This is a genomic window from Burkholderia sp. MBR-1 (genome assembly GCF_013822785.1).
Lineage (GTDB): Bacteria > Pseudomonadota > Gammaproteobacteria > Burkholderiales > Burkholderiaceae > Burkholderia > Burkholderia vietnamiensis.
On the sequence record NZ_CP053609.1, the window covers coordinates 1,318,492 to 1,332,704 of the forward strand.

At 67.7% G+C, this 14,213-nt stretch carries 15 protein-coding genes; 7 read left to right on the forward strand and 8 right to left on the reverse strand.

Annotation, left to right across the window (positions count from 1 at the left end):
* Window positions 1–15: 15 nt before the first annotated feature.
* The 5 genes from MBR110_RS06030 to MBR110_RS06050 form a co-directional block, all read right to left on the reverse strand.
* On the reverse strand, window positions 16–795 hold the full coding sequence (locus MBR110_RS06030; protein ID WP_034192591.1) for an ABC transporter ATP-binding protein: 780 nt from the start codon (window positions 793–795) through the stop codon (window positions 16–18).
* Window positions 796–813: 18 nt separating this feature from the next.
* Complete coding sequence (locus MBR110_RS06035) at window positions 814–1,527, reverse strand: ABC transporter permease (protein ID WP_011885685.1); 714 nt, start codon at window positions 1,525–1,527, stop codon at window positions 814–816.
* Window positions 1,524–2,213: an ABC transporter permease gene (locus tag MBR110_RS06040; protein WP_011885684.1), complete on the reverse strand. Its 690-nt coding sequence runs from the start codon at window positions 2,211–2,213 to the stop codon at window positions 1,524–1,526. The genes MBR110_RS06035 and MBR110_RS06040 overlap by 4 nt, the downstream gene beginning before the upstream one ends.
* 239 nt (window positions 2,214–2,452) lie before the next feature.
* The gene (locus MBR110_RS06045; protein ID WP_034192590.1) at window positions 2,453–3,229 is read right to left on the reverse strand and encodes an ABC transporter substrate-binding protein; all 777 of its coding nucleotides are present in this window, start codon (window positions 3,227–3,229) and stop codon (window positions 2,453–2,455) included.
* Between the two features lie 492 nt (window positions 3,230–3,721).
* The gene (locus MBR110_RS06050) at window positions 3,722–4,270 is read right to left on the reverse strand and encodes a periplasmic heavy metal sensor (RefSeq protein WP_011885682.1); all 549 of its coding nucleotides are present in this window, start codon (window positions 4,268–4,270) and stop codon (window positions 3,722–3,724) included.
* A 226-nt stretch (window positions 4,271–4,496) separates the two neighbouring features.
* On the opposite strand from MBR110_RS06050, the gene MBR110_RS06055 reads away from it, so the two are divergent.
* Complete coding sequence (locus MBR110_RS06055) at window positions 4,497–5,222, forward strand: response regulator (RefSeq protein WP_009693256.1); 726 nt, start codon at window positions 4,497–4,499, stop codon at window positions 5,220–5,222.
* Window positions 5,206–6,522, forward strand: coding sequence for an ATP-binding protein (locus MBR110_RS06060; RefSeq protein WP_011885681.1), 1,317 nt, complete (start codon window positions 5,206–5,208; stop codon window positions 6,520–6,522). Before MBR110_RS06055 ends, MBR110_RS06060 begins: the two co-directional genes overlap by 17 nt.
* A 40-nt stretch (window positions 6,523–6,562) precedes the next feature.
* Here MBR110_RS06060 and MBR110_RS06065 read toward each other — a convergent pair whose 3' ends face one another.
* Window positions 6,563–6,829 carry a double-stranded DNA-specific endonuclease gene (locus MBR110_RS06065; RefSeq protein ID WP_011885680.1) on the reverse strand — a complete coding sequence of 89 codons (267 nt, stop codon included), beginning with the start codon at window positions 6,827–6,829 and terminating at the stop codon, window positions 6,563–6,565.
* 504 nt (window positions 6,830–7,333) lie between these two features.
* Here MBR110_RS06065 and MBR110_RS06070 point away from each other — a divergent pair.
* Window positions 7,334–9,091, forward strand: a complete 1,758-nt coding sequence (locus MBR110_RS06070) for an ABC transporter permease (protein ID WP_069224274.1) — start codon at window positions 7,334–7,336, stop codon at window positions 9,089–9,091.
* Between the two features lie 22 nt (window positions 9,092–9,113).
* A complete protein-coding gene (locus MBR110_RS06075; protein WP_014723441.1) occupies window positions 9,114–10,460 on the forward strand; it encodes an ABC transporter ATP-binding protein in 1,347 nt (448 codons plus the stop codon).
* Between the two features lie 70 nt (window positions 10,461–10,530).
* On the opposite strand, the gene MBR110_RS06080 is transcribed toward MBR110_RS06075, so the two are convergent.
* Window positions 10,531–11,028, reverse strand: a complete 498-nt coding sequence (locus MBR110_RS06080) for a hypothetical protein (RefSeq protein WP_059474959.1) — start codon at window positions 11,026–11,028, stop codon at window positions 10,531–10,533.
* A complete protein-coding gene (locus MBR110_RS06085) occupies window positions 11,025–11,615 on the reverse strand; it encodes a hypothetical protein (protein ID WP_224020498.1) in 591 nt (196 codons plus the stop codon). The genes MBR110_RS06080 and MBR110_RS06085 overlap by 4 nt, the downstream gene beginning before the upstream one ends.
* Before the next feature lie 248 nt (window positions 11,616–11,863).
* Between MBR110_RS06085 and MBR110_RS06090 the strand changes: the two genes are divergently transcribed.
* The 3 genes from MBR110_RS06090 to MBR110_RS06100 all read left to right on the forward strand — a co-directional run bounded on the left by MBR110_RS06090 (window position 11,864) and on the right by MBR110_RS06100 (window position 14,189).
* On the forward strand, window positions 11,864–12,061 hold the full coding sequence (locus tag MBR110_RS06090; protein WP_014723439.1) for a hypothetical protein: 198 nt from the start codon (window positions 11,864–11,866) through the stop codon (window positions 12,059–12,061).
* A gap of 135 nt (window positions 12,062–12,196) precedes the next feature.
* The gene (otsA, locus tag MBR110_RS06095; protein ID WP_059474961.1) at window positions 12,197–13,618 is read left to right on the forward strand and encodes an alpha,alpha-trehalose-phosphate synthase (UDP-forming); all 1,422 of its coding nucleotides are present in this window, start codon (window positions 12,197–12,199) and stop codon (window positions 13,616–13,618) included.
* Window positions 13,611–14,189, forward strand: coding sequence for an AAA family ATPase (locus MBR110_RS06100; protein WP_059734629.1), 579 nt, complete (start codon window positions 13,611–13,613; stop codon window positions 14,187–14,189). The genes otsA and MBR110_RS06100 overlap by 8 nt, the downstream gene beginning before the upstream one ends.
* Window positions 14,190–14,213: the final 24 nt, after the last annotated feature.

The following is a 14,213-nucleotide window of genomic DNA, read 5'->3' on the forward strand; positions in this document are numbered from 1 at the left end:
CCGCGCCTGGCGGGCTTACTTGAGGCTGCCCGACAGGAACGCGCGCAGTCGCTCGCTCTTCGGGTTGGCGAACACGTCGGCCGGCACGCCTTGTTCCTCGACGCGCCCCTGATGCAGGAACATCACGTGGTTCGACACGTTGCGCGCGAAACCCATCTCGTGCGTGACGACGATCATCGTGCGGCCTTCCTCGGCGAGCTTCTGCATCACCTTCAGCACTTCGCCGACGAGCTCCGGATCGAGCGCCGAGGTCGGCTCGTCGAACAGCATCACGTCCGGATGCATCGCGAGCGCGCGCGCGATCGCGACGCGCTGCTGCTGGCCGCCGGACAGATGCGACGGATACTGCTTCTCGACGCGCGGCGCGAGGCCGACCTTCTCGAGGTATTCGCGCGCGCGGTCCTCGGCTTCCTTCTTCGGGATGCCGAGCACGTTCACGGGCGCTTCCATCACGTTCTCGAGCACGTTCATGTGCGACCACAGGTTGAAGTGCTGGAACACCATCGCCAGCTTGGTGCGCACGCGCTGCAGCTGCTTCGCATCGGCCGCGCGCAGCGCGCCGGTCTTGTCGGGCGTGGTGCGCACTTCCTCGCCGTCGACGACGATGCGGCCCGCGTTCGGCTGCTCGAGGAAGTTGATACAGCGCAGCATCGTGCTCTTGCCGGAGCCGGACGAGCCGATCACGCTGATCACGTCGCCGGAGTTCGCCTTCAGCGACACGCCCTTGAGCACCTCGTTGTCGCCGTACCGCTTGTGCAGATCGTCGACGAAAAGCTTCTGAGTCTGGGAATTCATCAATAGTCCTGCGAAAACTTACTTGCCTTGCGGGCGCAGATACGCGAGCCAGCGGCGCTCGGCCTGGCGGAACAGCCACACGAGCGTGAACGAGATCACGAGATAGAGCAGGGCGGCGATGCCGAATGCGTGGAACGACATGTAGGTCGCCGAGTTGACGTCGCGCGCGATCTTCAGGATGTCCGGCACGGTCGCGGTGAACGCGACGGTGGTGGCGTGCAGCATCAGGATCACTTCGTTGCTGTACAGCGGCAGCGCGCGCCGCAGCGCCGACGGCAGGATCACGCGACGGTACATCGTGAAGGTGGACATCCCGTACGCGCGCGCCGCTTCGATCTCGCCGTACGACGTCGCCTTGATCGCGCCGGCGAAGATCTCCGTGGTGTACGCGCAGGTGTTCAGCGTGAACGCGAGCAGCGTGCAGCGCATCCCGTCGCGGAAGAACGCATCGAGCAGCGGCGTGCCGCGCACGATCTGCAGGCTGTAGAGGCCCGTGTAGCAGAGCAGCAGCTGCACGTACAGCGGCGTGCCGCGGAACACGTAGGTGTAGAGCCACACCGCGCCCGACAGCCACTTGCGCTTCGACACGCGGGCGACCGCGAGCGGCACCGACAGGCAGAAGCCGAGGCCGATCGACACGACCAGCAGCCACAGCGTGATCGCGACGCCGGTGGTGCGGAAGCCGTCGGTATAGAGGTAGTTGCGCCAGTATTCTTGGATGAGTTCGATCATAGGTCAGCCTTGCGGACACCGGTCGAGTAGCGCTTTTCGAGCCACATCAGCACGAAGTTCGACATCGTCGTGATCGCGAGATACACCGCGCCGGCGATCAGCGTGAAGAAGAAGAACCGCAGCGTGCCCTTGCCGGCGTCCTGCGACGCCTTGACGACGTCGGCGAGGCCGATGATCGACACGAGCGCCGTCGATTTCACGAGCACCTGCCAGTTGTTGCCGATGCCCGGCAACGCGAAGCGCATCATCTGCGGGAACATGATCCGCGTGAACACCTGCCAGTTCGTCATCCCGTACGCGCTGCCGGCCTCGAGCTGGCCGCGCGGCACCGACAGGAACGCGCCGCGGAAGGTCTCGGTGAAGTAGGCGCCGTAGATGAAGCCGAGCACCAGCACGCCGGCGAGAAACGGATCGATGTCGATCTGGTCCCAGCCGAGCGCGTCGGTCGCCATGTTCAGCCAGATCTGCAGGCTGTAGAACAGCAGCAGCATCAGCACGAGGTCGGGGACGCCGCGAATCAGCGTCGTGTAGACGGTGCCGATGCCGTTCGTCAGGCGGTTGCGCGACAGCTTCGCGCCCGCGCCGAGCAAGCCCAGCAGGAACGACAGCGCGAGCGACAGCACCGACAGTTTGATGGTTTGCCAGGTGCCCGCGAGGATCAGCGGGCCGTAACCTTGTAGAAACATATGTGGTCCCTGGTGTGGTCCCAGAAGGCGCACGTCGTGCGCCGCGAAAGACGCGCCCGCCAAGCTGCGCGGAACGCCCCGTGCATATCATGACCGTCCGCCCCCGGCAGCGATGCCGGGCCGGCCTGCCGCGACCCATGACGGGCGGCAGGCGGTGGAGGCGGGCGGCGCGTGGTCGACTGCCTGTGTTGCGCGGATGCGGGGCCGCCCCCGCATCCGCTTCCCGTCATTGTCCGGGCTCAGCGAGCCGAATAGACGCTGAACGAAAAATACTTGTGCGACAGCCGGTCGAAGGTGCCGTCCTTGTGCATGTCGGCCAGCGCGTTGTTGATCTTCAGCTTCAGGTCGGTGTCCTGCTTGCGCAGGCCGATCGCGGTGCCGTCGCCGATCGTCTTCGGATCCTTCACTTCCGGCCCGGCGAACGCGAAGCCCTTGCCGCGCGGCGTGCGCAGGAAACCGTAGTCGGCCTGCAGCTCGTCCTGCAGCGTCGCGTCGAGGCGGCCCGAGCCGAGGTCGGTATAGACCTGGTCCTGGTTCTGGTAAGGAATGACCGTCACGCCTTGCGGTTCCCAGTAGGCCTTCGCGTAGCTTTCCTGCGTCGAACCCTGTTCGACGCCGACGCGCTTGCCCTTCAGCGATGCGACCGTCGGCTGCAGCGGCGAGCCGGCCTTCGCGATCATTCGCGCGGGCGCGTCGTAGACCTTGTCCGAGAAGTCGATCTGCTCGCGGCGCTTGTCGGTGACGGTCAGCGACGACACGATCACGTCGTACTTCTTCGCCTTCAGCGCCGGAATGATCCCGTCGAGATCCTGCGCGACCCACACGCACTTCACGTTGATCCGCTTGCAGATTTCCTTCGTGAGGTCGACGTCGAAACCGACGATCTCGCCGCTCGGCGCGGTCGACTCGAACGGCGGGTAGCTGGCATCGACACCGATCCGCACGGTCTTCCACTCTTTCGCGAAGGCGCTTCCCGCCACGAGGGCGAGGGCGGCGCACAGGGCGGCCTTCTTCATTTCCATCCTTTTGTCGCTCACTTCCGGGTGACGCTCGCGGCCGGTCGTGCCGGGCGCCGCGGCGTATTCTAGACGGCCAAAATTCGTGTTTCGGCGCGCTGACATCGGCGCTTGCCGCACGGGCGAACGCCAAAAGGGCGGTATTTTACCCGAACGCGAAAGCCGGAAAACGGCAATCCGGCTCGATCGACGGATTCTTCGAACCGGCTGTTGCGGCAATCGATGTATTGATAACGGGCAGCGCGTCGATTGGGCTCGTCAGTGCAACGATTCGATTGCGGCGCTCGTGGGCTCCACGTAAACCCCGGGGGGCAAGGAGGGCGACGGCAGGGCGGGCAGGGCGGGCGAAACGCGCGCGAAGCCCGCTCCGGACCGAGACGCGTTCGGACTTGGCCGGTTCGACGCTGCCTGAAATGAAACAGGAGACGCGGGCACGAAGCCACGCGTCTCCTGCAATGCCGCCGGCGAGCGGCCGACTTACTGCGGGCCGGCTTACTGCGCCGGTGCCGACGCGGCCTTCGCCGCGCGGTGCTGCTCCCAGCGCTGCTTCATCTTCTCGTGACGCTGCTCCATCCGCGCGAATTGCTGCTTGAGCGCCGTGCTGACGGTGGTCTTCTGCTGGTCGTTCAGCCCGTTGTAGAAGGCGAGCCATGCGGCGGCGCTCTGCTCGCGCAGCTGCGCGTTCTGCTGCTCGGCCTGCTGGCGGGCCGCGTGCATCGCGTTCAGGTCGAGAATCGGCTGGTTCTGCTGCGCGCTGAACTGCTCGCGCAATTGCTCGTGGCTCTTGCGCATCGCCTCGTGGTTCTGCTTCATCGTGTTGACGGCCGCTTGCCACTGCTGTTCCTGCGACGCGTTGAGCTTGAGTTGATCGTGCAGCTTCATGATCGCGCCGAACGGGCCGCCGTCGTGACCGCCATGCATCATGTGCATGCCGGGGCCGCCGGGCGGCGGCATGTCGGCGGGCGGCGCGGCATGCGCGGTGCCGAAGGCGAGAGCGAGCACGGTGGCGGCTGCGAGGGCCGCGCGGGAAGTCTTGTACATTTCGGAAACTCCTTGAATCGAACGGGTCCGGCGATGCGATGCGCGGGGTGGCCCGCGTGCCGCATCCGGTAAGACGCAGGTTAGCGGGGCGTCCGCAGGCCGGTGTTACGCGGGGAGGTTGGCGGGTTACCGCGCATTACAGTTGGCTTGCGCGGTAACCCGCAGTAACCCTTTCGCGCGTTTGTCCCGTTCTTTCATGCCGCGCTCGCGCGCTAAACTTGCGGCCATGACTACCCAGATCCTCATCGTCGACGACGACCAAGAACTCCGAGACCTGCTGCGCGACTATCTCGTGCGGCAGGGGATGGAAGTGTCCGTGCTGCACGACGCGGCGACGCTCGAAAAGCGCCTCGAGCGCGAGCGCCCCGACCTGATCGTGCTGGACCTGATGATGCCCGGCGTGGACGGCCTGACCGCGCTGCGCCAGCTGCGCGCGGCCGGCGACGACATCCCCGTGATCATGCTCACCGCACGCGCGGACGACGTCGATCGCATCGTCGGCCTCGAGCTCGGCGCCGACGACTATCTCGGCAAGCCGTTCAACCCGCGCGAACTGCTCGCGCGCGTGCAGGCGGTGCTGCGCCGGCGCCGCGCGACGCCGTCGGCGGCGGCGCCCGAACAGCGCGAGCCGTTCGCCTTCGGCCGCTTCGTGCTCGACTTCCAGGCGCGCACGCTGTCGGTCGACGGCAAGCCGGCCACGCTGTCGAGCAGCGAATTCGCGCTGCTCAAGATCTTCGTGAACCATGCGCTGCGCACGCTCACGCGCGAGCGGCTGCTCGAGCTGCTGCACGGGCCCGAGTACGACGGCACCGACCGCGGCATCGACGTCCAGGTGTGGCGCCTGCGGCGCATCCTCGAAACGGATCCGTCGACGCCGCGTTTCATCCAGACCGTCCGCGGGCGCGGCTACGTGTTCGTGCCCGACGGCGAGGCCCATGCGCAAACCCATTGATTCGCTGTTCGGGCGGCTCGCGCTGCTCGTGATCGGCGTGCTGCTGTTGTCGCACTTCGCGTGGTTCTTCGCGATCCGGCTCGAACGCAGCCAGATGCAGACGCGTTATGCGGTCGAGGAGGCCGCGTTCCTCGTCGATGCAGTGCGCCAGCACATCCAGCGCACGCCCGACCAGCCGCTGCCGTCGCGCGTGCGGCTGGTGGCGCCCGACAGCCCCGACGTGCCGAAGACCGACGATTCGAATCTGCCGGTGCCGCTCAAGCGTTTCCGCGACGATGTGAGCGAGCGGATGCCGCGCGGCACGCAGGTCGAGATCGGCGCGCCGGGCCATCCGCCGGTGCTGTGGGTCAAGGAGCCGACCGACCGCAACTGGATCGTCGTGCCGGTGCAGCCGTTGCGCCCGCCGCGCTCGCTCGACCGCATGCTGCTGTGGCTCGGCACGATCTTCTCGGCCGGCGTGATCGCCGCGCTGTTCGCCGCGTGGCAGCTGCAGCAGCCGCTGCGTTCGCTGGCGCGTGCGGTCGCACGCTTCGGCCGCGGCCAGCCGGTGCCGCCGCTGCGCGAGCGCGGCCCGCGCGAGCTGCGTCAGCTCACGCACGGCTTCAATCAGATGGTGGAACAGGTGTCGCAGGCGGAGAACGACCGCGCGGTGATGCTGGCCGGCGTCGCGCACGATCTGCGCACGCCGCTCGCGCGGATGCGCCTGCGCGCGGAAATGATGGACGACGCGCGGCTGCGCGACGGCGTGGTGCGCGATGTCGACTCGATGTCGCACGTCGTCGATCAGTTCCTGGTGTTCGCGCACGGCGGCGCGGACCGCAGCGAGCCCGTGCCGGTCGACGAGGCATGCGAGCGGATGGCGCGCAGCTATCGCGCGGTCGCGCCGAACGCACCGCCAGTCCAGACCCGTCTGACGGCCGGCGCAGGCTTCCTGCTGCCGACCGCGACGCTCGACCGGATTCTGTCGAACCTGCTCGACAATGCGCATGCGTATGGTGCGCCGCCCGTATTGATCGAGACGGCGCGGACTCAGGCGGGGTATCTGTTGTCGGTCAGCGACAGCGGCGGCGGGATCGCGCCGCGCGACCTCGCGGTTGCGACGCGGCCGTTCGTGCGGCTGGACCCAGCGCGCGGCGGGAACGGCCACAGCGGGCTCGGGCTCGCGATCGTCGAGCGGCTCGTGCTGAGGCTGGGTGGAGCGTGCGAGATCGGCAACCGCCCGGAGGGTGGCCTGCGCGTGGCGATGACGTTCCCGTTCGACGCGGTGCCGAAGGACGATCTGCGCGCACCAGGCGCGTAAGCGCCCGATGCGGCGCCTGCCCGGCAGGCGCCGCGCGGCATCATTCGCCGAACAGTGAGCCGAGCGTTTCGGCGGCGTTGCTGTCGATCGTGTTGTAGGTCACGCTCGTGGCCTCGAAGATATAGACGGTCGTATAGCGGCCGAGGCGCTCCAGGATTTCCTCCTGGAGCGATTCCGGTACGACGTTCATGTTCAGGTACCACGCCGTCGACGACAGCCGGGTCTGGAACGACCCGTATTCCTGCATCAGCTCGTAGAACGCATCGGCGTCCTGATCGCGGCAGACGATCACCAAGTTTCCTGCCATTCCCTTCCTCCCGCTGGTCGGTCGATCCCCGGCAGCGGTCGGACGACCGACGCCCGGGGGCCAGCCCCGATCATACCCGCTTCGTCGCGATCGCCCGTGACGCCCGACGCTGTTTGCGGCCGAGTGCGGCGGGCGGGTTCCCGCCCGGCCCGGATCACGGCATAATTCGGGCCTGCATGCTGGCTGAAAGACTGCGGCCGCGCTGCCTCGCGCCGCGGGGCCGCCGCATACGGCGCCGCGTGCGCGCCGGGCACGCACCGTGCGCTGCCCGCGCGGCGCCGTGCCGCTCCCGCACGGTTGTACCTGAAATACAGGTTGGTGTAGTGTCGTGCCGTCGCGGCCCGACTCGGCTCCGCCGGGGCGCAGCGTGCACGCACGGCGCATCGCGCCGGCGTGAGATCGTGAATCAATCGAATTACCGCGTCGAATTACCGCGCCCGTGCGCTTTGCCATGAATCAACATCGTCTGCCGGCTTCGTTCGGCCTTACCGGGGAGGGCGCCTGATGGACGTCGGATTCTTCAATCCGAACCGGACCGCCAACGCGTCCGCGTGGCGCGTCTTGCCGAACCGATGGGACTTCATCGCGTTCCCGCTGATCATCTGTCTGATCGCGATGGCGGTCGTCGGCTTCCACGAAACGATGGCGCCGATCGCAACGCTGCAGACGCAGAAGATCTCGCTCGACCCGTCGAACCTGCCCGAATACGCGTTGCGCACCACGCTGCGGATGCTCGCCGCGATGGTCGCGTCGCTCGCGTTCACGCTCATCTACGGCACGCTGGCCGCGAAAAGCCGGCGCGCGGGCATGGTGCTGATTCCGATCCTCGACATCCTGCAGTCGGTGCCGGTGCTCGGCTTCATCTCGTTTACGGTCACGTTCTTCCTCGCGCTGTTCCCGAGCCGCGTGCTCGGCGCGGAGCTCGCCGCGATCTTCGCGATCTTCACGAGCCAGGCGTGGAACATGACGTTCAGCTTCTATCAGTCGCTGCGCACCGTGCCGCGCGACCTCGACGAAGTCTCGCGCGGCTTCCATCTGACGTCGTGGCAGCGCTTCTGGAAGCTCGAGGTGCCGTTCTCGATGCCGGGGCTGATCTGGAACATGATGATGTCGATGTCGGGCGGCTGGTTCTTCGTCGTCGCGTCGGAGGCGATCACCGTCGGCAACCAGACGATCACGCTGCCCGGTATCGGCGCGTATCTCGCGCAGGCGATCTCGGACAAGAACCTCGGCGCGATCGGCTGGGTGATCCTGACGATGACCGTCGTGATCCTCGCTTACGACCAGTTGCTGTTCCGGCCGCTGATCGCGTGGGCCGACAAGTTCCGGATGGAGAACACCGCGTCTGGCGACACGCCGCAATCCTGGCTGCTCGACCTCGTGCGCCGCACGCGGCTGATCCATCAGCTGCTGGTGCCGGCCGGCTGGTTCTTCGCGAAGGCCGCGCGGATTCCGCTGCGCCTGCCGGTGTCCGGCGCGATGCGCTTCTCGCTGCCGAAAGTCGAGAAGAAGGCGTCGCGCACCGTCGACATCGTGTGGGCCGTGCTCGTGGTGCTCGCCACCGCGTACATCGTGTGGCGCGTCGTCAGCTTCGTGGCGACCGGCGTCACGCTGGCCGAGGTCGGCCACGTGATCGTGCTCGGGCTCATCACGCTGCTGCGGGTGGTCGTGCTGATCTCGATCGCGTCGGTGGTGTGGGTGCCGATCGGCGTGCTGGTCGGGCTGCGCCCGAAGCTCGCCGAGAAGCTGCAGCCGCTCGCGCAATTCCTCGCCGCGTTCCCGGCCAACCTGCTGTTCCCGGTGTTCGTGATCGTGATCGCGCGCTTTCACCTGAACCCCGACATCTGGCTGTCGCCGCTGATCGTGCTCGGCACGCAGTGGTATATCCTGTTCAACGTGATCGCGGGCGCGACGTCCTATCCGAACGACTATCGCGAAGCCGCGACGAATTTCCGCATCCGCGGCTGGCAGTGGTGGCGCCAGGCCATTTTGCCCGGCATCTTCCCGTACTACGTGACGGGCGCGATCACGGCCTCGGGCGGCGCGTGGAACGCGAGCATCGTGTCCGAAGCGGTGCAGTGGGGCACGACGAGGATCGAGGCGCACGGCCTCGGCGCGTACATCGCGCAGACCACCGCCGCGGGCGACTTTCCGAAGATCATCCTGGGTATCGCCGTGATGTCCCTGTTCGTTACCCTGTTCAACCGCCTGCTGTGGCGCCCGCTGTATGCCTTTGCCGAAGCGAAGCTGCGGCTCGACTGAGACCGATTGAGAGCGAAACGCGATGCACAATCCGAATGCTGTAAACGCCCCCGTCCAGACGTCCCAGCCGCTTCAGCCGCCGCGGCCCGGCGCCGAAATCCTGCGCGTCGACCACGTGAGCCGCGGCTTCAACAAGACGCAGGGCGAATTGCTCGTGCTCGACGACGCGAACCTGTCGCTGCGTGAAGGCGAAATCGTCGGGCTGCTCGGCCGTTCCGGCTCGGGCAAGTCCACGCTGCTGCGGATCATCGCCGGGCTGATCGAGCCGACCGGCGGCGAAGTGACCTATCTCGGCAAGCCGCTGACCGGCCCGGCCGAGGGCGTCGCGATGGTGTTCCAGACCTTCGCGCTGTTCCCGTGGCTGACCGTGCTGCAGAACGTCGAAGCCGGCCTCGAAGCGCTCGGCGTGGGCGCGCGCGAGCGTCGCGAGCGCGCGCTGGCCGCGATCGACCTGATCGGCCTGGACGGCTTCGAGAACGCGTACCCGCGCGAGCTGTCGGGCGGCATGCGTCAGCGCGTGGGCTTCGCGCGCGCGCTCGTCGTCGATCCGACCATCCTGCTGATGGACGAGCCGTTCTCCGCGCTCGACGTGCTGACCGCCGAGACGCTGCGTACCGACCTGCTGGACCTGTGGACGCAAGGCCGCATGCCGATCAAGTCGGTGCTGATCGTCACGCACAACATCGAGGAAGCGGTGTTCATGTGCGACCGGATTCTGGTGCTGTCGTCGAATCCGGGGCGCGTGATCGCGGAGATCAAGGTGCCGTTCAAGCATCCGCGCAACCGGCTGGACCCGGCGTTCCGCAAGCTGGTCGACGACATCTACGCGAAGATGACCGCGCGCCAGACCGGCGAGGCGACCAAGAAGGGGCTCGAGCTCGGCAGCTGGCTGCCGCAGGTGTCGACCAACCTGATGGCCGGTCTGATCGAAACGCTGGCGATGGCGCCGTACCACGGTCGCGCCGACATGCCGGAGATCGCGCGTACGCTGCATCTGGAGGTCGACGATCTGTTCCCGATCGCCGAGGTGCTGCAGTACCTGGGCTTTGCCGACGTGCGCGAAGGCGACGTGTTCCTGACGCCGCCGGGCCGCGTGTTCGCCGAATTCGGCACGCAGGAACGCAAGCTGATGTTCGCCGATCATTTGCTCAAGCACGTGCCGCTCGCCGCGCGGATCAAGAAGGTGCTGAACGAACGGCCGGGCCATCGCGCGCCGCGCGTGCGCTTCGAGCAGGAGCTGGAGGATTTCCTGTCCGACGGCGCGGCCGAGGAAACGCTCGACGCGGTGATCGACTGGGGGCGTTACGGCGAGATCTTCTCGTACAACGACCAGACCGAAATCTTCAGTCTCGAGGACGTCGAGTCCTGATTCGCCAGGCCGGGCCGCGCGGCCCGGCACACCGCAGCGCGGCGGCGTCCGGCCGCCGTGCCGCGCAGCATCACTGCAGCGCGCCCCAGCGGTCGACGGCCGGTTCGGCCGACGCCCATATCCATTGCTTGCCTTGCTGGCACGCGTTCGCGAAATACCAGTCGGCCTTGTCGCCATCCTTCACCGAGAACGCGAACTCCTTGCACAGCGCGAGCGCCGTCGAATAGGCGCGCGTCACGCGCACTTCGCCTTCGCCGTTCTCGAGCGGCAGCGTGTTGCTGACCTTCCACGGCTTCGCTTCGCCGACGGCCAGGCTGCCGGCCGCGTTCGCGATCGCGTCCTGCTGGTTCTGGTGAAGCTGTTTCATCGTGCGATTGACGGCTTCGTCGGTCGCCGCCTGCACCGCGATGCCGACACCGATGCCGACGGCCGGGTTCGCGGTCACGAGGCCCGTGGCCGCACCGGCGAGCGCGCCGCTCGCCGCGCCGACCGAGCCGCAGCCCGACAACGCCGCGCTCGCCGCCGCGCACAGCAGGCCGAGCGCCGCGATACGGATCGGGACGCTCATTGCAGCGCGCCCCAGCGTCCGGTGGCCGGCTCGGCCGACGCCCATTTCCACACCGGCCCGTCGCGGCAGATCGTGGCGACGTAGAACGCCGATTGCGCAGCCTTGTCGGCCTTGGCCGGCGTGTCGACGGCGAACACGATCTCCTTGCAGTCGAGCGGGCCGACGCTGATCATCCGGCTGACCGTCACGCGGCCTTGTTCGTCGTCTTCGATCGGAAACGAATGGTGCGTCGACCATGGCGCGACGCCGCCGACCTCGAGCGGGCCGGCAGCCTTCGCGATCTGCTCCTGCGTGTAGCGGTGCGCGACGCGCTGCGTGTACTGCACGCCCGCACGCGCGCCGGCCACGGCGCCGAGGCCGATGCCCGTCGCGACGGCCGCGTTGTTGGTGACCTTGGACGCGATTGCGGCGCCCGCGATACCGGCGCTGGCCGTCGCGCCCTCGCTGTACAGCGAGTTGCAGCCGGACAGTAGTGCGGCCGCGGCGAGCGCGGCCAGTGCGACGCGCGCCGGCATGACCGGGCGCCGCGGTTCGAAACGAATCTTCATCCCTGAGTGCAAGTCCTGTCTGGATGGGCGGCGCCGCATGCGCGCCCCGTGCCGCATCATTGTTTCGCAATTGTCATACGAAAACTGCAAAGCTTTGACAAATCGCCGTGCGACGGCTCGCGCGCGGACGCGCGGCGCTATTGTCGGACAGGCCGCCGGCGCAGGGTCGAATCGTTACAAATTGAAGGTAATTGTTACCTTCGCTCGCAATGAAGCGACCTAGACTCATTGTCTGTGGAATGTTTCAACGACGGCTTCGAGCCGCGCCGACCATGAGACACCCAGCCATGCACCGTTCGAAACGGTTTTCACCTCGGTCGTCCGATACGGGCGCCGAGCGCCCGCCGCCGCAGCCGGACGGGCCAGCGGCGCCGCCGGCCGGCGCACCCGACGATGCGCCCACCGACGGCGATCACAACCAGGGCGGCGCCCGCCCGGAAGGGCTCGACTATCAGCGCGACCTCGGCCACGAGCAGGACGCTTGATTTCGTCGGCGCATTCCACTGCCGTAGTTCCCGGCATTTCCCGCAACTGAATCGCCGCGCGTCCGCCTGCGGGCGGCCCGCGTCCGCCGCGGCTTGCGCTGCGCGGCGACCTATCGAATCGAGGAGGGAAGTCGCATGAGCAGATTGATCGTGGTATCGAACCGTGTCGCCGCCGGCGAGGACACGCGCCCGAGCGCCGGCGGCCTGGCGGTCGGCGTGATGGACGCGCTGAAGCAAACCGGCGGCGTGTGGTTCGGCTGGAACGGCGAGATCGTCGGGACGCCCGACGCCGCGCCCGCGGTGCGGCGCGACGGCAACGTCACGTATGCGACGCTCGGCCTCACCCGGCGCGACTACGATCAGTACTATCGCGGCTTCTCGAACGCGACGCTGTGGCCGGTATTCCACTACCGAAGCGATCTCGCGCGCTTCGACCGGCAGGAGTACGCGGGCTATCTGCGCGTGAACGCGATGCTCGCCCGGCAGCTCGCCGCGCTGTTGCGGCCCGACGATCTGATCTGGGTGCACGACTATCATCTGCTGCCGTTCGCGCATTGCCTGCGCGAGCTCGGCGTGAAGAACCCGATCGGCTTCTTCCTGCACATCCCGTTTCCGTCGCCCGACATACTGCGCGTCGTGCCGCCGCACGACGAGCTCGTGAAGTTCATGTGCGCGTACGACATCGCGGGGTTCCAGACCGACGCCGACAAGCGCGCGTTCACCGACTACATCGAGCGGCGCGGGATCGGCACGGCGAGCGACGACGGGATGCTGCATGCGCACGGCCGGGTCGTGAAGGTCGCGGCCTATCCGATCGGCGTGTATCCGGACGCGATTGCCGAGGCGGCCGTCCAGTACGGCGGGCGCAAGCCGGTGAAGATGCTGCGCGACGCGCTCGGCGGCCGCAAGCTCGTGATGAGCGTCGACCGTCTCGACTATTCGAAGGGGCTGGTCGAACGTTTCCAGTCGTTCGAGCGTATGCTCGCCGGCGCGCCGGACTGGCAAGGGCGTGTGTCGTTCGTGCAGATCGCGCCGCCGACGCGCTCGGACGTGCAGACCTACCAGCGCATTCGCGAGACGCTCGAACGCGAGGCCGGCCGCATCAACGGACGCTTCGCGCAACTCGACTGGACGCCGATCCAGTATCTGAACCGCAAGTACGAACGCAATCTGCTGATGGCGTTCTTCCGGATGTCGCAGGTCGGCTACGTGACGCCGCTACGCGACGGGATGAATCTGGTCGCGAAGGAATACGTCGCATCGCAGGACCCGGCCGATCCCGGCGTACTCGTGCTGTCGGAATTCGCCGGCGCGGCCGCCGAGCTGGGCGGCGCGCTGCTCGTCAATCCGTACGACCACGCGCAGATGGCCGATGCGCTCGCCCGCGCGCTGGCGATGCCGCTCGCCGAGCGGCAGGCGCGCCATGAGGAGAACCTCGCCCAGCTGCGCAACAACGACCTGTCGGTGTGGCGCGACACGTTCGTCGCCGATCTGCGCAGCGTCGCCGCCGCCGCCTCGGTCACCCAGCGCGCGGGCCGGCGGACCGCGCATGTCTGAGCGCGTCGACGGCGAAAGCCTCGACCAGGCGTGCGCGCGCTTCTTCGTCGTCACGGGCGGCCCGGGCTCCGGCAAGACGACCTTGCTCGATGCGCTGGAGCGCAGCGGCTTCGCGCGCTCGCACGAGGCCGGGCGCGGCGTGATTCGCGACCAGATGGCGATCGACGGCCCGGCGCTGCCGTGGCGCGACCGCGCCGCGTTCGCCGAGTTGATGCTGAACTGGGAACTGCGTTCGTACGAGCTGGCGCGACGCGCACGCGGGCCGGTGTTCTTCGATCGCGGCGTGCCGGACGTGCTCGGCTACCTGCGGCTGACGGGCCTCGAGGTGCCCGCGCACGCGGAGGCCGCGGCGCGGCGGTTTCGCTATCACCGGCGCGTGTTTGTCGCGCCGCCGTGGCGCGAGATCTACACGCAGGACGCCGAACGGCGGCAGGATTTCGACGAGGCCGTGCGTACCTTCGACGTGATGGTCGCGTGCTATACGGCGTATGGCTATCGGCCGATCGAGCTGCCGCGCGCGAGCGTGAAGGCGCGCGTGCGGTTCGTGATGGACGCGCTCGACGCCGCGTGAGCGGCGCGAGCGGCGAGCGGCGGC

What these genes read in the sequence shown, in the direction of transcription:
- MBR110_RS06045 (WP_034192590.1), bottom strand. Translation starts at nt 3,229, where the DNA reads ATGAAGAAGGCCGCCCTGTGCGCCGCCCTCGCCCTCGTGGCGGGAAGC.
- MBR110_RS06080 (WP_059474959.1), bottom strand. Translation starts at nt 11,028, where the DNA reads ATGAGCGTCCCGATCCGTATCGCGGCGCTCGGCCTGCTGTGCGCGGCG.
- MBR110_RS06100 (WP_059734629.1), top strand. Translation starts at nt 13,611, where the DNA reads ATGTCTGAGCGCGTCGACGGCGAAAGCCTCGACCAGGCGTGCGCGCGC.
- MBR110_RS06085 (WP_224020498.1), bottom strand. Translation starts at nt 11,615, where the DNA reads ATGCGGCGCCGCCCATCCAGACAGGACTTGCACTCAGGGATGAAGATT.
- MBR110_RS06035 (WP_011885685.1), bottom strand. Translation starts at nt 1,527, where the DNA reads ATGATCGAACTCATCCAAGAATACTGGCGCAACTACCTCTATACCGAC.
- MBR110_RS06060 (WP_011885681.1), top strand. Translation starts at nt 5,206, where the DNA reads ATGCGCAAACCCATTGATTCGCTGTTCGGGCGGCTCGCGCTGCTCGTG.
- MBR110_RS06075 (WP_014723441.1), top strand. Translation starts at nt 9,114, where the DNA reads ATGCACAATCCGAATGCTGTAAACGCCCCCGTCCAGACGTCCCAGCCG.
- MBR110_RS06030 (WP_034192591.1), bottom strand. Translation starts at nt 795, where the DNA reads ATGAATTCCCAGACTCAGAAGCTTTTCGTCGACGATCTGCACAAGCGG.
- MBR110_RS06055 (WP_009693256.1), top strand. Translation starts at nt 4,497, where the DNA reads ATGACTACCCAGATCCTCATCGTCGACGACGACCAAGAACTCCGAGAC.
- MBR110_RS06090 (WP_014723439.1), top strand. Translation starts at nt 11,864, where the DNA reads ATGCACCGTTCGAAACGGTTTTCACCTCGGTCGTCCGATACGGGCGCC.
- otsA (WP_059474961.1), top strand. Translation starts at nt 12,197, where the DNA reads ATGAGCAGATTGATCGTGGTATCGAACCGTGTCGCCGCCGGCGAGGAC.
- MBR110_RS06040 (WP_011885684.1), bottom strand. Translation starts at nt 2,213, where the DNA reads ATGTTTCTACAAGGTTACGGCCCGCTGATCCTCGCGGGCACCTGGCAA.
- MBR110_RS06065 (WP_011885680.1), bottom strand. Translation starts at nt 6,829, where the DNA reads ATGGCAGGAAACTTGGTGATCGTCTGCCGCGATCAGGACGCCGATGCG.
- MBR110_RS06050 (WP_011885682.1), bottom strand. Translation starts at nt 4,270, where the DNA reads ATGTACAAGACTTCCCGCGCGGCCCTCGCAGCCGCCACCGTGCTCGCT.
- MBR110_RS06070 (WP_069224274.1), top strand. Translation starts at nt 7,334, where the DNA reads ATGGACGTCGGATTCTTCAATCCGAACCGGACCGCCAACGCGTCCGCG.